The 19,448-nt window shown below is 70.9% G+C and carries 17 protein-coding genes; 7 read left to right on the forward strand and 10 right to left on the reverse strand.

The annotated features are described in order from the left end of the window. Window positions 1-34: 34 nt before the first annotated feature. On the reverse strand, window positions 35-1,351 hold the full coding sequence (gene hemL / locus CRP49_RS09890) for a glutamate-1-semialdehyde 2,1-aminomutase (protein WP_097253044.1): 1,317 nt from the start codon (window positions 1,349-1,351) through the stop codon (window positions 35-37). Window positions 1,352-1,924: 573 nt separating this feature from the next. Between hemL and CRP49_RS09900 the strand changes: the two genes are divergently transcribed. Next, the gene (locus CRP49_RS09900; protein WP_003974483.1) at window positions 1,925-2,362 is read left to right on the forward strand and encodes a hypothetical protein; all 438 of its coding nucleotides are present in this window, start codon (window positions 1,925-1,927) and stop codon (window positions 2,360-2,362) included. A gap of 21 nt (window positions 2,363-2,383) precedes the next feature. Here CRP49_RS09900 and CRP49_RS09905 read toward each other — a convergent pair whose 3' ends face one another. Then, window positions 2,384-2,719: a hypothetical protein gene (locus tag CRP49_RS09905; RefSeq protein ID WP_097253046.1), complete on the reverse strand. Its 336-nt coding sequence runs from the start codon at window positions 2,717-2,719 to the stop codon at window positions 2,384-2,386. A 132-nt stretch (window positions 2,720-2,851) separates the two neighbouring features. Beyond that, window positions 2,852-6,922, reverse strand: a complete 4,071-nt coding sequence (locus tag CRP49_RS09910; protein ID WP_373560389.1) for a molybdopterin-dependent oxidoreductase — start codon at window positions 6,920-6,922, stop codon at window positions 2,852-2,854. 320 nt (window positions 6,923-7,242) lie between these two features. Here CRP49_RS09910 and CRP49_RS46435 point away from each other — a divergent pair, with 320 nt between their 5' ends. After that, window positions 7,243-7,677, forward strand: a complete 435-nt coding sequence (locus tag CRP49_RS46435; RefSeq protein WP_143669976.1) for a hypothetical protein — start codon at window positions 7,243-7,245, stop codon at window positions 7,675-7,677. Window positions 7,678-7,696: 19 nt separating this feature from the next. On the opposite strand, the gene CRP49_RS09920 is transcribed toward CRP49_RS46435, so the two are convergent. Both CRP49_RS09920 and CRP49_RS09925 read right to left on the reverse strand, forming a co-directional pair. Further along, window positions 7,697-8,728, reverse strand: a complete 1,032-nt coding sequence (locus CRP49_RS09920; protein ID WP_097253049.1) for a zinc-binding dehydrogenase — start codon at window positions 8,726-8,728, stop codon at window positions 7,697-7,699. Beyond that, window positions 8,721-9,170: a tautomerase family protein gene (locus CRP49_RS09925; RefSeq protein ID WP_097253050.1), complete on the reverse strand. Its 450-nt coding sequence runs from the start codon at window positions 9,168-9,170 to the stop codon at window positions 8,721-8,723. Before CRP49_RS09925 ends, CRP49_RS09920 begins: the two co-directional genes overlap by 8 nt. Window positions 9,171-9,284: 114 nt before the next feature. Here CRP49_RS09925 and CRP49_RS09930 point away from each other — a divergent pair, with 114 nt between their 5' ends. Continuing rightward, a complete protein-coding gene (locus CRP49_RS09930; protein ID WP_097253051.1) occupies window positions 9,285-9,875 on the forward strand; it encodes a TetR/AcrR family transcriptional regulator in 591 nt (196 codons plus the stop codon). 15 nt (window positions 9,876-9,890) lie between these two features. Here the strand turns inward: CRP49_RS09930 and CRP49_RS09935 are convergent, their stop codons facing one another. Both CRP49_RS09935 and CRP49_RS09940 read right to left on the reverse strand, forming a co-directional pair. Continuing rightward, on the reverse strand, window positions 9,891-10,562 hold the full coding sequence (locus CRP49_RS09935; RefSeq protein WP_097257275.1) for an NAD(P)-dependent oxidoreductase: 672 nt from the start codon (window positions 10,560-10,562) through the stop codon (window positions 9,891-9,893). Window positions 10,563-10,630: 68 nt separating this feature from the next. Continuing rightward, window positions 10,631-11,551 carry an EamA family transporter gene (locus CRP49_RS09940; protein ID WP_097253052.1) on the reverse strand — a complete coding sequence of 307 codons (921 nt, stop codon included), beginning with the start codon at window positions 11,549-11,551 and terminating at the stop codon, window positions 10,631-10,633. Between the two features lie 78 nt (window positions 11,552-11,629). On the opposite strand from CRP49_RS09940, the gene CRP49_RS09945 reads away from it, so the two are divergent. The 4 genes from CRP49_RS09945 to CRP49_RS09960 all read left to right on the forward strand — a co-directional run bounded on the left by CRP49_RS09945 (window position 11,630) and on the right by CRP49_RS09960 (window position 16,516). Beyond that, window positions 11,630-12,526 carry a LysR family transcriptional regulator gene (locus tag CRP49_RS09945; RefSeq protein WP_097253053.1) on the forward strand — a complete coding sequence of 299 codons (897 nt, stop codon included), beginning with the start codon at window positions 11,630-11,632 and terminating at the stop codon, window positions 12,524-12,526. A gap of 130 nt (window positions 12,527-12,656) precedes the next feature. After that, window positions 12,657-13,625 (forward strand): CorA family divalent cation transporter, encoded by a 969-nt coding sequence (locus CRP49_RS09950; RefSeq protein ID WP_097257276.1) that lies wholly within the window; start codon window positions 12,657-12,659, stop codon window positions 13,623-13,625. A 37-nt stretch (window positions 13,626-13,662) separates the two neighbouring features. Continuing rightward, the gene (locus tag CRP49_RS09955; RefSeq protein ID WP_097253054.1) at window positions 13,663-14,607 is read left to right on the forward strand and encodes a DUF389 domain-containing protein; all 945 of its coding nucleotides are present in this window, start codon (window positions 13,663-13,665) and stop codon (window positions 14,605-14,607) included. A gap of 70 nt (window positions 14,608-14,677) precedes the next feature. Beyond that, entirely contained in the window at window positions 14,678-16,516 is a 1,839-nt protein-coding gene (locus tag CRP49_RS09960) for a glycoside hydrolase family 15 protein (RefSeq protein WP_097253055.1), read from the forward strand. Here the strand turns inward: CRP49_RS09960 and CRP49_RS09965 are convergent. Genes CRP49_RS09965 through CRP49_RS09975 form a run of 3 tightly spaced genes read right to left on the reverse strand, consistent with a single transcriptional unit; the run spans window position 16,485 to window position 19,439 of the window. Continuing rightward, window positions 16,485-16,988 (reverse strand): cation:proton antiporter, encoded by a 504-nt coding sequence (locus CRP49_RS09965; RefSeq protein WP_097253056.1) that lies wholly within the window; start codon window positions 16,986-16,988, stop codon window positions 16,485-16,487. The genes CRP49_RS09960 and CRP49_RS09965 overlap by 32 nt on opposite strands. After that, on the reverse strand, window positions 16,975-18,015 hold the full coding sequence (locus CRP49_RS09970; RefSeq protein ID WP_097253057.1) for a cytochrome d ubiquinol oxidase subunit II: 1,041 nt from the start codon (window positions 18,013-18,015) through the stop codon (window positions 16,975-16,977). Before CRP49_RS09970 ends, CRP49_RS09965 begins: the two co-directional genes overlap by 14 nt. Further along, window positions 18,012-19,439, reverse strand: a complete 1,428-nt coding sequence (locus tag CRP49_RS09975; protein ID WP_097253058.1) for a cytochrome ubiquinol oxidase subunit I — start codon at window positions 19,437-19,439, stop codon at window positions 18,012-18,014. Before CRP49_RS09975 ends, CRP49_RS09970 begins: the two co-directional genes overlap by 4 nt. Window positions 19,440-19,448: the final 9 nt, after the last annotated feature.

Here is a 19,448-nt window from a genome sequence, read left to right on the forward strand (position 1 = left end):
AGATGGACGACGGTGATGTCCTTGCTGTTGTCGCTCACGCGGTGGCCTCCGCGGCCGCTCGGGCCGCCGCCGGGAGGGCGTCGGCGATCTTCTGGATGGCCCGCTCGTCGTGGGCCGTGGACACGAACCAGGACTCGAAGGACGACGGCGGCAGATAGACGCCGTTCGCCAGCAGCGAGTGGAAGAAGGCGGTGAAGCGGAACGACTCCTGCCGCTTGGCGTCCTCGTAGTCCCGCACCTGCCGGTCGGTGAAGAACACGGAGAACATGTTGGAGGCGGTCTGCAGCCGGTGCGCCACGCCTTCCTTGCCGAGCGCCTCGGTGACGAGGTTCTGGATCTGCTCGGAGACGGCGTTGACCTTGTCGTACGCCGCGTCGTCGAGAAGCCGCAGCTGGGCGAGCCCAGCGGCGGTGGCGACGGGGTTCCCGGAGAGGGTGCCGGCCTGGTAGACGGGCCCGGCGGGGGCGAGGTGGGCCATGACGTCGGCGCGCCCCCCGAACGCGGCAGCGGGGAACCCGCCGCCCATGACCTTCCCGAAGGTCATGAGGTCGGGCTTGACCCCGTCGATGCCGTACCAGCCGCTCCGGCTCGTCCGGAACCCGGTCATGACCTCGTCGGAGATGAAGAGGGCGCCGTTCTTCCGGCAGGCGTCCTTGAGCCCCTGGTTGAACCCCGGGGCGGGCGGCACGACGCCCATGTTGCCGGGCGAAGCCTCCGTAATAACGCAGGCGATCTCGCCCGGGTGCCGGTGGAAGGCCTCGTTCACAGCCTCGAGATCGTTGTACGGCAGCACGATCGTGTCCCCGGCCTGGGCACCGGTGACACCGGGCGTGTCGGGCAGCGCGAAGGTGGCGACCCCGGAGCCCGCCGCGGCGAGCAGCGAGTCCACATGCCCGTGGTAGCACCCGGCGAACTTGATCACCTTGGACCGCTGGGTGAACCCGCGGGCGAGCCGGATGGCGCTCATGGTGGCCTCGGTCCCGCTGCTGACGAGCCGCACCTGCTCGACGGGCTCCACCCGGGCGACGATCTCCTCGGCGAGGGCGACCTCGCCCTCACCGGGCGTGCCGAAGGACGTACCGCGCGCGACGGCCTCCTGGACGGCGGCGATGACCTCGGGGTGGGAGTGCCCCAGAATCATCGGCCCCCAGGAGCAGACGAGGTCGACGTACTCCCGCCCGTCGGCGTCGGTGAGGTACGCCCCCTTCCCCGACACTATGAACCGGGGCGTGCCGCCCACGGCGCGGAAGGCGCGTACCGGGGAGTTCACGCCGCCGGGTGTGACGGCGGACGCACGGTCGAAGAGCGCCTGCGAGACGGGCGCATCATAGGGATAGGGCAGTTCGCTCATGGCACTCATGACGTGCGACTTCTCCGACTTCTCGGACTCCGGTTGCGTGGTGACCTCCTCAGGGTAGGCCGCGGCCGGGCCCGGCTGCGGCCGGGTGGCGACCGCGAGGCGACCGACCTCAAGATCGAAACCGTGATCACGGCCGCGTCATCTGCGAGACTGACACCTGATACACACAGCTCATCGGCACGTAGTAGTCAGGGGCTGTGTCAGGGGCTTCTGAAGATCCTGCGGACTGGTGTTTAACCGCACGTTTCGGCGAGCGGCCGTGGGGGAGGTCACTGACACGATGATCGGGTTGCGCGGCGGGGGCCACGCGTCCTAGAAAAGCAGTCGGGTGGAGATATGCATCGCGGTGGCGGACTGGGCGAGGGGACTGATGACCTGGGTCCTCGACGTGCCCGGCGGGGAAGGCACCGGCGCGAAGCGGAGGAAACTACCGAAGCACGTCAGACTGACGCACGTCAGGCACAGGGTGTACCGAGTGAGCCCGAGCGGTACGACCGGCAACTCGACAGCCGGCTCGACCACCGGGTCGACCGCCTCCGGGCGGGGAGCAGGAATGGTGGTCGGGTGGGGGTGACGTACAAATACTTCGGCGCGCCGGACGGCGCGACCGCGGCCCGCGTCCCCATCTCGATGCGTCCCGAGGAACTCGGCGGCGACGAGCTGGGCATGAACGGCATGTTCACCAAGATCAAGCCGGAGACGATGGCCGCGATGGTGCTGACCGGCATCGAGGGAGTGCCCCTGCACAAGGTGCCGCCCCTGGAGCTGGTCGTCCTGCACCCCGACTACGCGGTCGTCAAGCTCCCCATGACGGTCGTCGACCCCCTCCGCGGCATCGGCGAGGAAGCGGTGGGCGCGGCGGCGTTCATCTGGTCGACGGTGCCGGACCGGGGTGGGCCTCGGGACGCGTTCAATGTGTACCAGTTGCTGCATGAGTGGCAGGACTTCTCGCATCGGCTGCATGAGGCGGGGCATCAGCCTTATTGCTTGGTTTGGCCGTAAGACTGACCTGGGGTCTCTTGTTCACCCGGAGGCAAAGGAAAAGCTCTGCCACAAGCCGCCGGATCTGACCACCTCGTCCGACGACTGCATGGTCAGGTAGATGCTCGCCCCGCCCGGTGGCACGGAGCAGTCGGGTGTCGTGTACAGGAGCATGTTGCTCTGTGTGTAGTTGGTGATGTGGGTCACGCCCTCGCGGAAGCGATGGCAGCCGTGGATCGACGGGTTCGAGAAGGTCTCCACATGCCTGACACCGTGCCGCGCCGTGATCTGGCCGGACGCCTGGTCCTGGCAGGCGGTCAGTGCGATGCCGAGCAACGCGATGCCGGTGAGCGCGGCCAGTGGCCGTGAAACGCGCATCGAGCCTCCTGTGCCGGGGCTGAGCCGTCGGGGCCCATCGAGACGTCGTACCAGTTCCACTATCTGCCAGATCCTCGGCCCAGGCCGATCGGGTACTCCATTCGGGTGAATTCGGCCCTCGCCCGGTGACGGTCAGTACACGTCGCGTACGTAGCGCTTGTCGGCGGCGAGCTGCTTGACGTACGCCGTCGCCTCCGCCTCGGTCAGGCCGCCGTGGACGGTGGCGATCTCGTGCAGGACCTGGTCGACGTCCTTGGCCATGCGGGAGGCGTCGCCGCAGACGTAGAAGTGGGCGCCGTCGCGGAGCCAGGACCACAGCAGCGGGCCGTGTTCGCGCATCCGGTCCTGGACGTAGACCTTGGCGCGCTGGTCGCGGGAGAAGGCGGTGTCCAGGCGGGTGAGGGTGCCGTCGGCGAGGTGGGCGGCCAGCTCCTCCTCGTAGTAGAAGTCGGTCGCCCGGTGCTGTTCGCCGAAGAACAGCCAGTTCGGGGCGCGGTGGCCGCGGGCCCGGCGTTCCTCCAGGAAGCCGATGAAGGGCGCGATGCCCGTGCCGGGGCCCACCATCACCGCCGGCGCGGCGGGGTCGGCGGGCGGGCGGAAGTGCGGCGCCCGCTGGACGCGGACCGGCACCGGGGTGCCGGGCTCGGCGTCCGCGAGGAAGGGGGAGCAGACGCCCTGGCGGGGACGGCCGCGCAGGTTCTCGTAGCGGACGACGGAGACGGTCAGGGACACCAGGTGGGGGTCGGTCAGCGGGCTGGAGGATATGGAGTACAGGCGGGGTTGCAGGCGCGGCAGGAGGTCGGCCCACTCCTGTGCTCCGGCCCGGAGGCCGAAATCGGCGACCACGTCGACGGCCTGGCGTCCCCAGGACCACTGCGCCAGCTCGCCCTTGTTGTCCGGCCGCAGCAGCTTGCGCAGCTCGCGCGGGTCGCGGGTGCGGTCGGCGGCGAAGCGCAGCAGGTCGGGGGTGATGCGGGTGATGTCCAGGTGGCGCAGCAGGGCCTCGGCGAAGGGCACGTCTCCGGCGTTCTTGATCTGGACGGTCGTATCCGCGTCCAGGCCGGTCACGGCCAGCCACTCCGTCACGAGCGCCGAAGAGTTCACCGGGTGTACGGCCAGGGCGTCGCCGGCCTCGTAGACCAGCGGGGTGTCGCTGTCGCGGGTGTCGAAGGTGAAGCGGCGGACCTCCTTGCCCGCGCCGGGCAGGCTCAGCAGGCGGTTGCCGGTGAGGCGGGCGGTGGTGGGGGCGGGGCGGGGAGGTCGGGGAGTCGTAGGGGCAGCCAGGACCGGGGCGGTGGCGGCCGGGGCGGTGGCCGGCTGCTCCGTGCCCTTCAGCGCGGTGCGCACCTGGTCCAGCCAGGCGTCCGCAGCCGTCTCGTAGTCCGGTTCGCAGTCGGTGCGCGGGGCCAGCTGTACCGCGTCCAGCTCCGCCATGCGCCGGTCGAGGCGGCGGCCGTGGCCGCAGAAGTCGTCGTACGAGGAGTCGCCGAAGGCCAGGACGGCGTAGCGCAGGCCCTTCAGGCGCGGGGCGTCGGGTGCGGTGAGAGCGTCCCAGAAGCCGGCGCCGTTGTCCGGGGCGTCGCCGTCGCCGAAGGTGCTCGTGATCAGCAGCAGGTCGGTGTCGGACGGCAGTGCGGCGGGGTCCGCGTCCTCCATGGGCAGGAGGGCGGCGAGGTGGCCGTCCACGGTGAGCCGCTCGGCCGCGGCGGTCGCGAACTCCTCGGCGTTCCCGGTCTGCGACGCCCAGAGGATCACGACCTGGCGGCGGGGAGCGTGCGCGGGCGGCGCGGACGGCTCCGGGGAGCCGATGACAGCGTGCGTGGCCTCGGTCCTGGAGTACATCCCGGCCAGCACGCCGTTCACCCACAGCCGGTGCTCCGGGCTGAACGGGGCGTCCGGTGGCAGCACCGGTACGCCCGGGGCGCCCGACGGAATGCCGGCCAGGAAGCCGGTCAGATAGCGGCGTTCGTGTTCGGCCAGGACCGGCGGCGGTCCGGGCTCCAGACCGAACGGGGCGGGGGCGGACGTAGAAGAAAGGGCAGCGGGGGGTGGGACCTCGGTGGACGACGCCTGGGCCGTGGCCGGAGTTGTCACCAGGACCGGAGTCCGTACCGTCACCGGGGTGGCCGCCTTGGTCAGCGAGACCGCGCACACCTTGAACTCGGGCTGGAACGACAGCGGGTCGACGGCGTCGCTGGTCACGGCGTTGACGCTCAGGTACTCGCCGAACAGGTCGTTCCAGTGGAACGGGGCGAAACAGCAGCCCGGCCGCACCCGGTCGGTGACGACCGCGGGCAGCACGGCCCGCCCGCGGCGCGAAGCGACCTCCACCGAGTCCCCCTCCGCGAGGCCCAGCTCGGCCGCGTCCCGCGGGTGCACCTCCACGAAGGGACCGGGGTTGAGCTTGTTCAGCTTGGCCACCCTGCCCGTCTTCGTCAGCGTGTGCCACTGGTGCTGGAGGCGGCCGGTGTTGAGCACGTACGGGTAGTCGTCGTCGGGCATCTCCGCGGCCGGGATGTGCGGGCGGGCGTAGAAGACCGCGCGGCCGCTCGCGGTCGGGAAGGAGAGCGAGCCGTCCTCGTCGACGTACCGGATCGGGTTGCGGTCGGGACCGTCGGCGCTCGCCGCCGGCCACTGCACGGGCGTCTCCCGCAGCCGCTCGTAGCTCACACCGCGCAGGTCCCAGCCGGTCCCCGGGTTCCAGGCGCGCCTGATCTCCTCGAAGACCTGCTCGGCGCTGTCGTACGAGAAGCCCTGTTCACAGCCCATCGCGCGGGCCACGGCGGCGATGATCCGCCAGTCCGCCATCGCCTCGCCGGGCGGATCGGCGACCGGCCGGGCGAGGGTCAGGTTGCGCTCGCTGTTGATCAGGACGCCCTCGGTCTCGGTCCAGAGCGCGCCGGGCAGGACGACGTCGGCGTACGCGTTCGTCTCCGTCTCGGCGAACACGTCCTGCGTGACGACGAACTCGGCCGCCTCCAGGCCCTCGATGACCGTCTTGCGGTTCGCGACGGAGGCGACCGGGTTGGTGCAGATGATCCAGCACGCCTTGATGTCCCCATCGGCCAGCTTCCGGAACATCTCGACCGTGCCCTTGCCGACGCCGTCGGCGCGCAGGGCGCCCGGCTCCAGCTCCCACAGCTCCTCGACGAAGGCCCGGTCGGCGTCGACGAGCACGGAGCGCTGCCCGGGCAGCCCCGGGCCCATGTAGCCCATCTCGCGGCCGCCCATGGCGTTGGGCTGGCCGGTGAGGGAGAAGGGGCCGGAGCCCGGGCGGCAGATCGCGCCGGTGGCGAGGTGCAGGTTGACCAGGGCGTTGGTGTTCCAGGTGCCGTGCGTGGACTGGTTGAGGCCCATCGTCCAGCAGCTCGTCCACTCCCCCGCCTCGCCGATCAGCCGGGCGGCCTCGCGGATGTCGTCCTCCGGGATGCCGGTGATCTCCGCGACGGTGGCGGGCGGGTAGTCGGCGAGGAAGGCGGGCATCGCCTCCCAGCCCTCGGTGTGCGCGGCGATGAAGCCGGGGTCGGTGTGGCCGTTCGCGTGCAGGAGGTGCAGCAGCCCGTTGAGCAGGGCGAGGTCGGTACCTGGCTTGATCTGCAGGAACAGGTCGGCCTTGTCGGCGGTGGCGGTGCGCCGCGGGTCCACGACGATCAGCTTGGCGCCCGCCGACTTCACCCGCTCCATCATCCGCAGGAAGAGGATCGGATGGCAGTCGGCCATGTTGGAGCCGATGACGAAGAAGACGTCGGCCTGGTCGAAGTCCTGGTACGAGCCGGGCGGCCCGTCCGCGCCCAGCGACAGCTTGTAGCCGGTACCGGCGCTCGCCATGCACAGCCGGGAGTTCGACTCGATCTGGTTGGTCCGGATGAAGCCCTTGGCCAGCTTGTTCGCCAGGTACTGCGCCTCCAGGCTCATCTGCCCGGACACATAGAGGGCGACCGCGTCGGGGCCGTGCTCGTCGATGATCGCGCGCAGCCGGCGGGCGGTCTCGGCGACAGCGGCGGCCACCGGCGCGGGCTGCGGCTCCTCGCCGCGGTCCGGCCGGACGAGGGCGGTGGTCAGCCGGCCCGGGGCGGCGAGCAGGTCCACGGTGGTCGCGCCCTTGGTGCACAGCCGGCCGAAGTTCGCCGGGTGCTCCTTGTCCCCGGTCGCCTTCAGGACCGTACGCCGTCCGTCCGCTGCCCTGCCGACGTCGAGGACCATGCCGCAGCCCACCCCGCAGTACGAGCAGACCGTCCGCACCTTCGTCGTGCCCTCAGTCCACGAGCCCGGCGCGGCCACGGGCGCCTCCCTTGCTGTGCTCGGTCCGATCTCACCCCTCGTGACGGTACGAACCGCTCATTACGTGGGTGTCTCTGCGCCCGATCACCAGGGGTTAAGCCCATCGCACAGGGCTTGGGGGGCGGGTGTGAGCACGGGGTCCCTGCGGCCGAGCCACTGGCAGCCGCCGGCACGAACCATCTGGCCCGCTCGAACGTATCCGTCATAGGGGCCCTTCCCTGACATCGAAGGGGATGAGCCAGATGGCGATCCCGGCAATCCCGGCACATACGACCCGTACGGCGCTCCGTACGACAGCGGGGGCCTTCTGCGCCGCTCTCGTCCTGGCGGCCTGTTCGAGCGGGGGCGGCGGTCAGGCGAGCGGCTCGGCCGGCTCCGGCACGACCCAAGCGGCGTCAGGGACCCGGGTGACGGTCACCGAGAGCGAGTTCATGCTGAAGCTGTCCCGGTCGTCGTTCACCCCAGGCACCTACACCTTCGTCGCCGACAACCACGGCACGATCACCCACGCCCTGTCCATCGACGGACCCGGTGTGGAGGACGCCCGGACCAAGGACATCCCGGCCGGCCACAGCGGGACGGTGACGGTGACCCTCAAGAAGGGCACGTACGACGTCTACTGCCCGGTCGACAGCCACAAGCAGATGGGAATGGACCAGCACATCAAGGTCGGCTGAGACACCCCGTGCCCCGCCCTCACGCCTCGCCGCGGACGAAGACCGGTTTGAGGTGCTTCTCGGGGAGCGCGTCGGGGAGCTGCTCCCAGTCGAGGACGTGGGAGACCACCCGGGCGGGGTCGACCTGGCCGGAGCGGGCGAGGGCGAGGGCCTCGGGGATGTGCGCGCGGACGTTGTCGCGGGCGATGCGCAGGGTGACGCCGGTGAGGTACATGTCGAGCAGGGGCAGCTCGCCGGGGCGGAAGTGGTTGCCCGCGGACTCGCAGACGCCTTCCGGGGCGAGGGACCTGACCGCCAGGGCGAGCTGGTCCACGCGGCCCGTGGCCTCCACGGCCAGGTCGAAGCCGTGGTGGACGGGTTCGGCCTGCTCGGCGGTACGGGCGCCGTAGCTCTCGGCGAGCCCCCGGTGCTCCGGGTCGGGGTCGACGTACAGGACGTCCGAGGCGCCGAGCGCCCGGGCGATGTCGCAGACGTAGAGGCCGATGCTGCCGCGGGCGACGACCAGGACCCGGGCTCCGGGCCTGTTCCTCAGGTGGGGGGCGACCAGGCGCCAGGACAGGGACCAGTTGTCGCTCGCCGCGGCCATGGCCACCGGGTCGAGGTCGGCGGGCAGGGGGACCAGCATGGCGTCCGCCCAGGGGACGCGGACCAGGTCGGAGAAGAGTCCGCCCCAGGTGCCGCCGATGGGGGCGCCGTACATGGCCATGTGGGGTACGGCCGTGCAGTGGGCGGTCAGTCCGGCGCGGCAGTTGTCGCAGGTGCCGCAGTTGAGGGACCAGGGGACGACCACCAGGTCACCGGGGGTCACGGACGTCACCGCGTCGCCGGTGTCGACGACCCTGGCCACGCATTCGTGCCCGAACGGCGGGTCGATGCTGTGTCTGATGTGCGGCTGCCGCCGCGTGGCATGTCCCGCCAGGATCGCCGAGTCCACGTCGCAGGAGGTCGCGGCCACCGGGGCGACGATGGCCTGCTGGTCCGACTGGAGCCTGGGTTCGGGTGCCTCGCGCCATTCGACGGTGTGGCGGGCGACGTAGGTCAGTTCACGCATCGGCCTGCTGCCCCGTCTGCTCCTGCTGCCCCTTCGCGAGGGTGACCAGGTCGGCGTAGCGGATGACGGAGCCGCCCGCGCCCCAGGTGCCGTCGGGCTGTTCGTGCACCAGCACCCACACCCGCAGGGCGTCGGCCGGGGAGAGCCCGGCGGCCTTGAGCACGGTCCTGGTGGCGTCCTCGACCAGGCCGGCCTTGCGGCGCTCGGACACGGCGCCCTGTGGGACGGTCACGTCCACCAGGAAGCGGGGCGCGTCGTCCTCGGCGGTGGTCTGCGCGCCCTCGGGCAGCTCGACCAGGTAGCTCCACGCCTGGGCACGGAAGAACGCCGTGTCGGGCGCTCCCTCCCAGCGCAGGAGTACGGCGGCCAGGTCGCGCCGGACCGTCCTGCGGCCCTCCTCGGTCAGGGCGCCGGACGGGACGGTGAGCCGGATCATCGGCATGACGAAGTCTCCCCTCGTGCTCTGTTCGTGCTCTGCGCACGCTCTATAACGGTCGTTATAACCGGCGGCCACGCTAGACTATGACGAGCGTTATAACCAGAGGGGAGAACGGTCTTGGCCAGAACCGGCGGGCCTTCGCGCGAGCGCATCGTGGCCGGTGCGGCCGACCTGATCAGCAGGCGCGGCCTGAGCGCCGCGAGCATCCGGGAGGTGGCCAAGCACGCCGAGGCGCCGCTCGGCTCGACCTACCACTACTTCCCCGAGGGGAAGCAGCAGCTGGCCACCGAGGCCGTGCGGTACGCGGGCACGGCCGTCGGCCGCGTCCTCCGCGAGGAGCTGGGCGCGGGCCCGGTCCCCGGACTCCGGGCCTTCCTGGCCCTGTGGCGCGGCATCGTCGTCGACAGCGACTTCCGCGCCGGCTGCCCCGTGCTGGCCGTCTCCGTCGAGGAACCGCCGGCCGACGAGATCCCGCCCGCCCTAGTCGCCGCCGCCGAGGCGTTCGAGGGCTGGGAGGGCCTGCTCGCCGAGTCGCTGGGGGAGCACGGAGTGACCCCCGATCAGGCCGCGGATCTCGCGGCCCTCGTCGTGGCGTCGGTCGAGGGCGCCACCGCCATGTGCCGTGCCAAGCACAGCGCGCAGCCCCTGGACCGGATCGCACGGCAACTCGAAACAGTGATCGCCGCCGCGCTCGGCCGGCCGGCCTGACGAGCACCGTGTCCGTCAGGGTGTCGGCCGGCTTTCGTCGCGGTGGACGACCGTGATGCGACGTTCGGGGCCAGGGGTCTCCAGTTCGTCGAGCACGGCGACGGCCAGGTCCTCGGCGCTGATCCACGAGCGCCCGTCGGCACTGGTGAGCAGGGTGTCGGTGCCGCGCCGGTAGCGGCCGGTCCGGTCACCGGGTTCGAGCAGGGCCGGCGGGCTCAGGTAGGCCCAGTCGGCGCCGGGATGAGCCTGGCAGGTGCGCAGCTGGGCCACCCCGGCGGCGGCGATGGGCCTCAGTTCGGCGGGCACGTATGCGGGGTTGTCGGCGACCAGCAGGTCGTGGTCGTCGGGGCTGCGCAAGGTACCGGCGCCGCCGACCACGAGGACGCGGATCCCCAGCTGCGCGGCGATGTCCAGCACCGTACGGGTGGCTCCGACCAGGAACTCCTGGTCGACCGGAGCAGTCCGCACGCTCAGCACGACCGCGTCCGCGGCGCCGTTCGACGGGGAGCCCGCGAGCGCCTCGCGTACGGCGTACGCGTCGGTCGCGTCGACCGCGATCGGTGTCACGTTCGGGTCCTCGCTCGCGGGCTTCCGGGACAGGGCGAGCACCTGGTGTCCGCGCGCACCGGCCTCGGCGATCACCCGGCTGCCGACCATGCCGGTCGCGCCCAGAACGGCGATCGTCATGCCTGCGGTCGACGAACCCGCCATCATCGAACCCGCCATCATCGAACTCGTCTTCAGCGAACCCGTCTTCATCGATTCCGTCCTCCTCGGATCTGGTTCGGGGTGTTGAGCTGCGCGGCCAGCAGCGCGGCCAGGGCGAGGGCGAAACCCAAGGTCTGCAGCGGGTTCAGGGACTCGCCCAGCGCGATGCCTATGACGGTCGCGACCAGCGGAGACAGCAGCACCAGCGGTGCGGACGCGCCGAGCGGCAGCTTTCCGATCCCGCGGAACCACAGCGTGTACGCGATCAGCCCGCCCATGCTGCCGAGCCACAGGTAGCCGCCGACGGCTCCGGCGTCGATCCGCTGCGGCACCCCCTCGAACGTGAGGGTGAGCGGGAGCAGCAGCAGGCCGCCGACCGTCAGTTGCCAGCCGGCCAGGGTCAGTGGACCGGCCTCCGCGGGGCGGCCCCAGCGCTTGGTGAGGACGACCCCGCCGGCCATGGTGGCCGTATGGCCGAGGCCGGCGAGCACCCCGACGGCGTCCAGCCGGGCCTGCGGACCGAGCACGACGAGTCCGACGCCGATCACGCCGATCACGCCCCAGGTCAGCCCCCGGACCGTGGGCCGGTCGCGGAGCACCGCGAGGGCCAGGCCGGCGACCAGCAGCGGCTGGGCCGCGCCGAGGGTGGCGGCGACACCGCCGGGGAGTCGGCCGGCCGCCAGGAACAGCAGGGGCATCCCGCCGATGTTGAGGACGCCGAGGACGGCGGCCTTCCACCACCAGTCCCCGCGCGGGAGGACCCGGGTGATCGCCAGCGCGAGCAGCCCGGCGGGCAGGGCGCGCATCAGCCCGGCGAAGAGCGGATGCCCGGGCGGTAACAGGTGCGTGGTCACGACGTACGTGGTGCCCCAGGACGCGGGGGCGAGGGCGGTCAGCGCGAACGTCGCCGCCTGCCCGCCGGGTGGGGTCCGCAGCGGGACCGGCGATCTCTCGGTCAGGGAATGCATGTGATGAAGTCTCAGCACGACGGGCCATGAGTCCAACGCATGCTTGCCATGCCACCTATGAACAAGAACGATTGCCGGATGGATCTCCAGCAGATGCGCTACGTCGTCGCCGTCGCCGAAACCCGCAACTTCACGCGCGCGGCCGAGCGCTGTTTCGTGGTGCAGTCGTCACTCAGTCACCGGATCGCGAGCCTGGAGCGGGAGCTCGGGGTCAAGCTGTTCGCCCGGTCCAGCCGCCGCGTGGAGCTGACCAGCGCAGGAGCGGCGTTTCTCGCCGGCGCGCGGGACTGCCTGGCCGCTGCCGACCGCGCGGCCGCCGACGCCGCCGCCGCGACCGGCGTCGTACGCGGCCGGCTCGCCGTCGGCGTGATCGTGACCACGGCCGCCGTCGACGTACCCGAGCTGCTGCAGCGGTACCGCGCCCAGCACCCGGACGTCCGCGTCGTCCTCCGCTCCGGGCGCAGCGACGAGCTGGTGGAGGCGGTCCGCGGCGGCGGCCTGGACATCGCGTTCCTCGGCCTGCCGGAGGACGAGCGGCCCTCCGGTGTGGAGACCGTCGTTCTCGACCATGACGCACATGTGCTGGTGGTGCCGGCCGGGCACCGGCTCGCGGGCGCTGCCCGGGTCACGCTGCACGACATCGCCGAGGAGACGTTCGTGGACTTCGTGGCCGGGACACCCGCCCGGGCCCAGTCCGATCAGGCCTTCGCCGCCGCGGGACTGGTCCGTGACGTCGCGTACGAGGCCGGTGTCGTCGAGCTGATCACCCGGCTGATCGCGCGCGGGCTCGGCATCGCGCTGCTGCCGTCGGCGTTCATCCGGCCGCTGGCCGCCGACGACCCCCGACTGGCGCTGGTCCCGGTGGTCGACGGACCGCATCGCATCGAGTATCTGGCGTGGAGCCGGTTCAACCCCAGCCCCGCCACCCGGGCGATGCTCGACGTCCTCGGGGTCGGACCGTGGTCGGTGGCCTGACCGGTCACTCGTTCGGGGCACCCGTCGGGGCGACTGCGTGTGTCCGGGAGCGCCGGCGCCGGAGTGTGCGCACCGTGGGAGCTACGACCTGGGAAAACGGTGAGGGACGATGATCGTTTCGGTGGTGTCGATGCCCGGAGGAATCACCACTCGTACGAGCCTGTCGGAGACACGCGCGCGCCTCGCCGTATCCGACTTCCTGCTCGCCGACGTCCAACTGTCCGACGGGCCGGCGGCAGATGAGCAGGAGGTCGTCGGTCTGCTCGGTCTGAAGGACGAGAGTCCGCCCTGGTTCGGCAGACCGGGTGTACCGGCGCGGGCCGAGTTCCACGGCGACCGCGCCGGTTTCGTCGTACCCGTGGTCGAAGAGGGCGACTTCGTCCACGTGCACGCACTGGTGACGGAACGTCATCTGGTCACGCTCCACCGGGGACCGGCCGAACCGCTGGAAGGTCTCATCGCACGGCTCGGGCAGGAGAGCCCGCCCGACACGGTGGCCGTGCTGTTCCTGCTGCTGGAGGAGGCCCTGGAGACGTTTCGCCGGGCCGCGGTGGCGCACCTCCTGGAGGTGGAGGACCTCGAGGACCAGATCTTCGAGCATCGGCGCCCCCAGCAGATCTATCGCCTGGCACGGCTACGGCGGCGTGCCGCGCTGCTGCACCACTTCCTCCTCCCCTACCTCCAGACGACGGACGAGGTCATCGCGCGCAGGATGCTGAACCCCAGCTTCCCGGAGGAGCGGCAGCGGCTCGCCCGGGAGTTCCAGCACGCCGGCCGGCTGGTGCTCGCCGACATCGAGTCCCTGCAGGAGGCCACCCGGCGGGCCTTCGCCAGCTACTCCTCCCTCGTGGCGGGCGAGCAGAACCGCGTGATCAACCGGCTGGCCATCGTGTCGGTGGTCTTCCTGCCGTTGACGTTCCTGACCGGGTACTTCGGCATGAACTTCACCTACCTGACGGACGAGATGGAGAGCAGAGCCGTCTTCTGGCTGCTCGCCGTCGGGCTGCAGGCAGGCGTCCTCCTCCTCGCCCTCTACGTGCTGCACCGCACCCGCGTCTGGAGAAGTCTCCGGGACGACGAAGGCGCGCAGGACCGGTGAGCCCGGTGTCCGGCGGGCCCCGCTCAGGAGGTTGCGGATGGATCTGATCCACTTCCGCATGGTCATGCCGCCCGCGCTCACCCAGCAGGCCGTCGACCTGCTCGCCGCGCACGATCGCGTCCTCAACCTCGTGGTCGTCAGGGCGGCCCACGTCCCGGGCGGTGACGCGCTGGAGTGCGACGTGCTGAAGGGCGCCGCGAACGGCGTGCTGGGCGACCTGCGCAGGCTGGGCGTCGACCGTACGGGGTCGATCGCGGTCGACGACGTCGACATGATGTTCTCGCGGCACGCCGAGCAGATCGAGGCCGACCAGCCGAGCGCGCTGGTCCACACGCCGTTGTGGGCCGCGGTCGAGGCCCACATCCGGGCGGAGGGGACCTATCCGCCGTCCTTCTACCTGTTTCTGGTGATCGCCGGGCTCATCGGCTCGGTCGGCATCATGACGAACTCGCAGATCCTCATCGTGGCGGCCATGGTGGTCGGGCCCGAGTACAACGCGATCACCAGCATCGCCCTCGGCCTCGACCGCCGTAACCGCCGCAGGGTGTGGGAGGGAGTACGGGCGCTGACGGTCGGGTTCCTGCTGGCCATCGTGGTCACTCTGGGTTTCGCCGCGCTGACGCGGGCTGCCGGCCTGCAGTCCACCGCGTTCGAGCTGGGCCTGCGCCCCGTCTCCCACCTCATCGACACACCGGACTTCTTCTCCGTCGCCGTCGCCGTCCTCGCCGGCGTCGTCGGAATCGTCTCGCTCACCGAGGCACGGGGCAGCGCCCTGCTCGGGGTCTTCATCTCCGTGACCACGATTCCCGCCGCCTCGGACATCGCCGTGTCCCTCGCCTTCGCCGACTGGCACCAGGCATGGGGTTCGCTGCTCCAGTTGCTGCTCAACGTGGTCGTCCTCGTGATCGTCGGCGTCCTCACCCTGCGGGTGCAGCGACGCCTGTGGCGCCGCGCGGCCCGCCGTGCCGCTGCACGGCCGTAGCACTGGCTCTACGCTGATCGCAGGGGGGGTGCGTTCGGGTGAATCGCACACCGGAAGGGGGCACCCCCCTATGGACGACTACCCGCTGATCGAGAACCACGGTCTGATCGGCGATCTGCAGACCGCGGCGCTGGTGACCACCGACGGAGTGGTCGACTGGTTCTGCTCCCCTCGGTTCGACTCACCGAGTGTGTTCGGGGCGCTTCTGGACAAGGAGAAGGGCGGGCACTGCACGGTCCGGCCGGCGCACACGACCTATGCGACCAAGCAGTTGTACCTCCCCGACACGGCGATCCTGGTGACCCGGTTCATGACAGAGGCGGGCGCCGGTGAGGTGGTCGACTTCATGCCCGTGACCGGTACGACGGTCACGGGCCGCCACCGGCTGGTCCGCCTGGTCCGCTGTGTGCGCGGCAGCATGACGTTCGAGGTGGACATCGCCCCGCGGTTCGACTACGGACGCCAGGCACACCGGTTGCGCATCACCCAGCACGGAGCGGCCTTCGCCGCGCAGGACGGCACCGAACTCACCGTGCACCCGATCCGCGAACCGGAGGACGAACAGCTGGCGGACGTTCTCACCGACCGGGACGCCGACCTGCACCTCTCAGTGACCCTGCAGGCCGGCCAACAGCGCGGGCTGGTGCTGGAGATGGGCGCCGAGGGGCCGCCCACGGAGGTCCGCCGCGACGAACACCAACGGCTCTTCGACGAGACCGTGGGGTTCTGGCGCTCCTGGCTGACCCAATCGCGCTACACCGGGCGCTGGCGGGAAATGGTCGAGCGTTCCGCGATCACGCTGAAGCTCATGACCTTCGCACCCAGCGGCGGGCTGGTGGCCGCCCCGACGGCGGCTCTCCCGGAGCAACTGGGCGGCGAGCGCAACTGGGACTACCGCTTCACCTGGATCCGAGACGCCTCCTTCTCCGTGTACGCCCTGCTGGGACTGGGCTTCACGGAGGAGGCCAGGGCGTTCATCATCTGGCTGGGCGACCGGGTCAAGGAGCGGGCCGGCAGCGAGGGGGACACGGGCCCGCTGAACATCATGTACAAGGTCGACGGCTCCTCCGACCTGGACGAGCAGATCCTCGACCACTGGGAGGGGTACGCGCGTTCCGCGCCGGTGCGGATCGGCAACGGCGCCGCCACGCAGCTCCAACTCGACATCTACGGCGAGGCGCTGGACAGCATCTACTTCGCGCACCGGCACGGCTTCCAGGTCGGGCACGGGGGATGGACCTCACTGCGGACCGACCTGGACTGGCTGGCCGACCACTGGGACCAAGCGGAGGAGGGTATCTGGGAGACCCGCGGCGGTCGCCAGGACTTCACCTACGGCCGTGTCATGTCATGGGTGGCGTTCGACCGCGCGCTGCGACTCGCCGAGTCGAAAGGGTGGCCGTCCGCGGCCGAACGCTGGCACACCGAGCGGGACGCCGTCTACGAGCAGGTCATGGCCAAGGGGTGGAGCGAGGAACGTCAGGCGTTCGTCCAGCACTACGGCAGTGGCGTACTGGACTCCTCGCTGCTGCGCATGGCGACGGTCGGGTTCCTCACCCCCGGGGATCCGATGTGGGCATCGACCCTGGACGCCATGGAGCAGGAACTGGTCAGCGACAGCCTGGTCTACCGCTACAACCCCGAGGCCTCGCCCGACGGCCTGCGGGGCTCGGAGGGCACCTTCTCGCTGTGCACGTTCATGTACGTCGACGCCCTGGCGCGGGCGGGGCGGACCGACCGGGCGAGGCTGGCGTTCGAGAAGATGATGGGGTACGCCAACCATGTGGGCCTGTACTCGGAGGAGATCGACCTGACGGGCCGCCAGCTCGGCAACTTCCCGCAGGCGTTCACCCATCTCGCCCTCATCGACGCGGCCCTCACCCTGAACGGGGCTCTCGACCGGCGGTAGTCCGGACCCGGTTCAGCCGGCCGGCGGATGGAGTGGAAGGCGACGGCGCCGAGGACAGCGGGCCGACGACGGTCGGCCCGGACACCACGAGGATCACACCGATCATGCTGGCCACGGCCGTCGGCACACCGAACAGGGCCGGCCCGAGACCCATGACGGTTCCCCACGTGAGCAGCACGCCGAGCACCATGAGCCAGAGGACGACCTTGCGGGTCGCGCCCTTGAGATGGCGCAGGTCCAGCCCCATCCCGGCGTCGTAGAGGATGATCGCCACCGAAACCGAGACCAGGGGGGAGAAGGCTGCTCTCACGAGCTGGTCGGGGTGGACGACGTCGGTAAGCGCTCCGGCGGTGAACCCGGCCGGCAGCAGGAGGACCAGCGCCGGGATCCGCAGTCGGGCCGCGAGGATCTGGCACCCCACGGTGAGGGCCACCGTCAGGCCGATGCCCAGCAGGAAGTCATTCTCGGTCATCGACAGCGCCGCGCCGCAGGTCGGCGTCGGTGAGGCCCTCCAGCTCGCCATGGGTGTCCAGCCAGTAGAGGAAGACGACCGCGGGGACGATGAGCACGACGGCGACGAGGGTGACGAAGGCCAGCCAGCGCAGCGTGGTGTGCGCGCCCGCGCCCTCGGCGACGGTCAGCGAGGTCGGGACGAGGTAGGGGCGCTGCGCCATGCCCCAGGCGATGACGGCCGACGCGACCACGCCGACCGCCGTGACCCGGGACCAGGCCGCGGAAGGACGCGTCAGCAGCCACGCGGTGGCGAGCGTGCCCAGCGCCGCGACGATGACGAAGACGAGACCCACGCCGTGCGTGAGTCCGTGCCACACATGAGGCGCGTCCCCGTGCGTGACGACCAACGTGATCACGGCCAGAGCGGCGACGACGGCGAGGGCGCCCAGTGCCCGCCGCCGGAAGTAGCCGTCCAGGTCCGGCGCGGCGAAACGCCGGGCGTCCGCGGCGAGGAAGACGGCGCCGAGCAGCGCCGTGGCCGCGATGGCGAGCAGCCCGAACAGCAGCGAGGTGGGGTTGGCCCAGGCGTCCGTCGACGCCTGTGTCGTGGCGGTCACCCGGCCCGAGGCCACTCCCCCTACGGCGGCACCGAGGAAGAACGGCGTCAGGAGCGACGAGGCGGCGAACACCGCTCCGTACAGGCGCCGCCCGGCCAGCCGCCGCGTGGGCTTGCGCAGGGCGAAGCCGGCGCCGCGCAGCACGATGCCCACGGCGGCCAGCGCCAGGGGCAGCCACATCGTGGTGAACACCTGCTGGAAGAAGACGGGGAAACCCGTCCACATGATGACCAGCACGAAGATCAGCCAGACGTTGTTCACCTCCCATACGGGAGCCATCGCGTGGTCGATCAGCCATCGCGGGCGCTTGCCGCGCTCCGCGCCGCCCGCGGTCAGGTCCCAGAAGCCGGCTCCGTAGTCGGTGCCGCCGGCGCAGGCGTAGGCGGCGATCGCGAGCAGCAGGACGACGGCGACGACCCCGGCGATCACAGCCGGCTCCCGGCGGAGCGCGGCCCGTACGGTGTGTCCGTCTCCGGTGTCTCCTCGGGTGTCCGGGGTCCGCCCGTCTCGTCGGCGAGCCGCCAGCGGGTGCGCATCTTCAGCAGCACCGCGAGGAACGACCCGAACACGAACACGTACACCACGACGACCAGGCCGAACATGATCCACAGGCTGGTGGAACGGGTGGCCGTCACCGCTTCCGCGACCCGCATGTTCTGGTAGACGATCCACGGCTGGCGGCCCACTTCGGTGGTGATCCAGCCGCACTCGACGGCGACGACGGAGGCGACGCCGGCCACGGCCGCGCACCGGAAGAACCAGGGTGAGGCGGGCATCCTGCGGCGCAGCAGCCACATCGCCGCGTACCAGAGCGCGAGCAGCACCAGCAGGGAGCCGATCCCGACCATGATGTCGAAGGCCCAGTGGGCGATGGTGGCCTGAGTGGCCGTCGGCCGGTCGCTCGCGGACACGGAGGTCAGCCCGGTCACCTTGGTGTCCGCGTGGAACCCTGCGAGGATCGAGTCGAGCTGGGGGATCTTGATGCCGCCGGAGATGGTGCCGTTCGGATGCAGCCGGCCGAAGAGGTACTCCGGCTGGTGCGTGTCGGTCTTCCAGACGATCTCCATGGCGGCGAACTTCACCGGCTGCTTGTGGAAGACCTGCCGGGCGATGGAGTCGCCGAGCACGAACTGCACCGGGGTGAGCACCGCGGCCAGCGTGAAGGGGATGGTGAAACCGAGCCGGTGGTAGTGGTTCCGGCGGCCGCGCAGCCGGCCGACGGCGTAGACACCGGCCACGACATAGCCCGCCGTCACGAACATCGCCACGACGAAGTGCCAGTACTGCGGACCGAACATGGGCGTGAAGATCGCCTTCCAGATCTTCACGTCGACGGGGTTGCCGGTGGAGTCGAGGGTGAAGCCACGGGGGGTGTTCATCCACGAGTTGGCGGCCAGGATCCCGAAGGCGCCGAGCAGGGCCGCGAACGGCAGGGGCAGTCCGAGCAGGAAGTGGGTCCGGGAGGGAAGCCTTCGCCAGCCGTAGAGATAGATGGCGATGAGGACGGCTTCCAGGAAGAAGGCCCAGGCCTCGACACCGAACCCGATGCCGAAGACATCGCCCCACCGGCCCATCATGCCCGGCCACAGCAGCCCGAACTCGAAGGACAGCACGGTGCCGGTGACCACCCCGATCGCGAACTGGACCGCCATGACGGCCGACCACCGCCGTGCCAGCAACAGGGCTGTCGGGTCGGAACGGCGCAGTCCGTAGCCGTGCATGATGAGCGTGATCAGCGGCAGTGCGACGCCGAGGGGCACCAGGATGATGTGGGAGGCCAGGGTGAAGGCCATCATCGATCTGGCCGGGAGCGTTTGCGCGGGCGCGTCCGCCAGCAGCAGGACCGTGTGCATGTGAGTCTC

Source organism: Streptomyces sp. Ag109_G2-15 (assembly GCF_900215565.1).
Lineage (GTDB): Bacteria > Actinomycetota > Actinomycetes > Streptomycetales > Streptomycetaceae > Streptomyces > Streptomyces diastatochromogenes.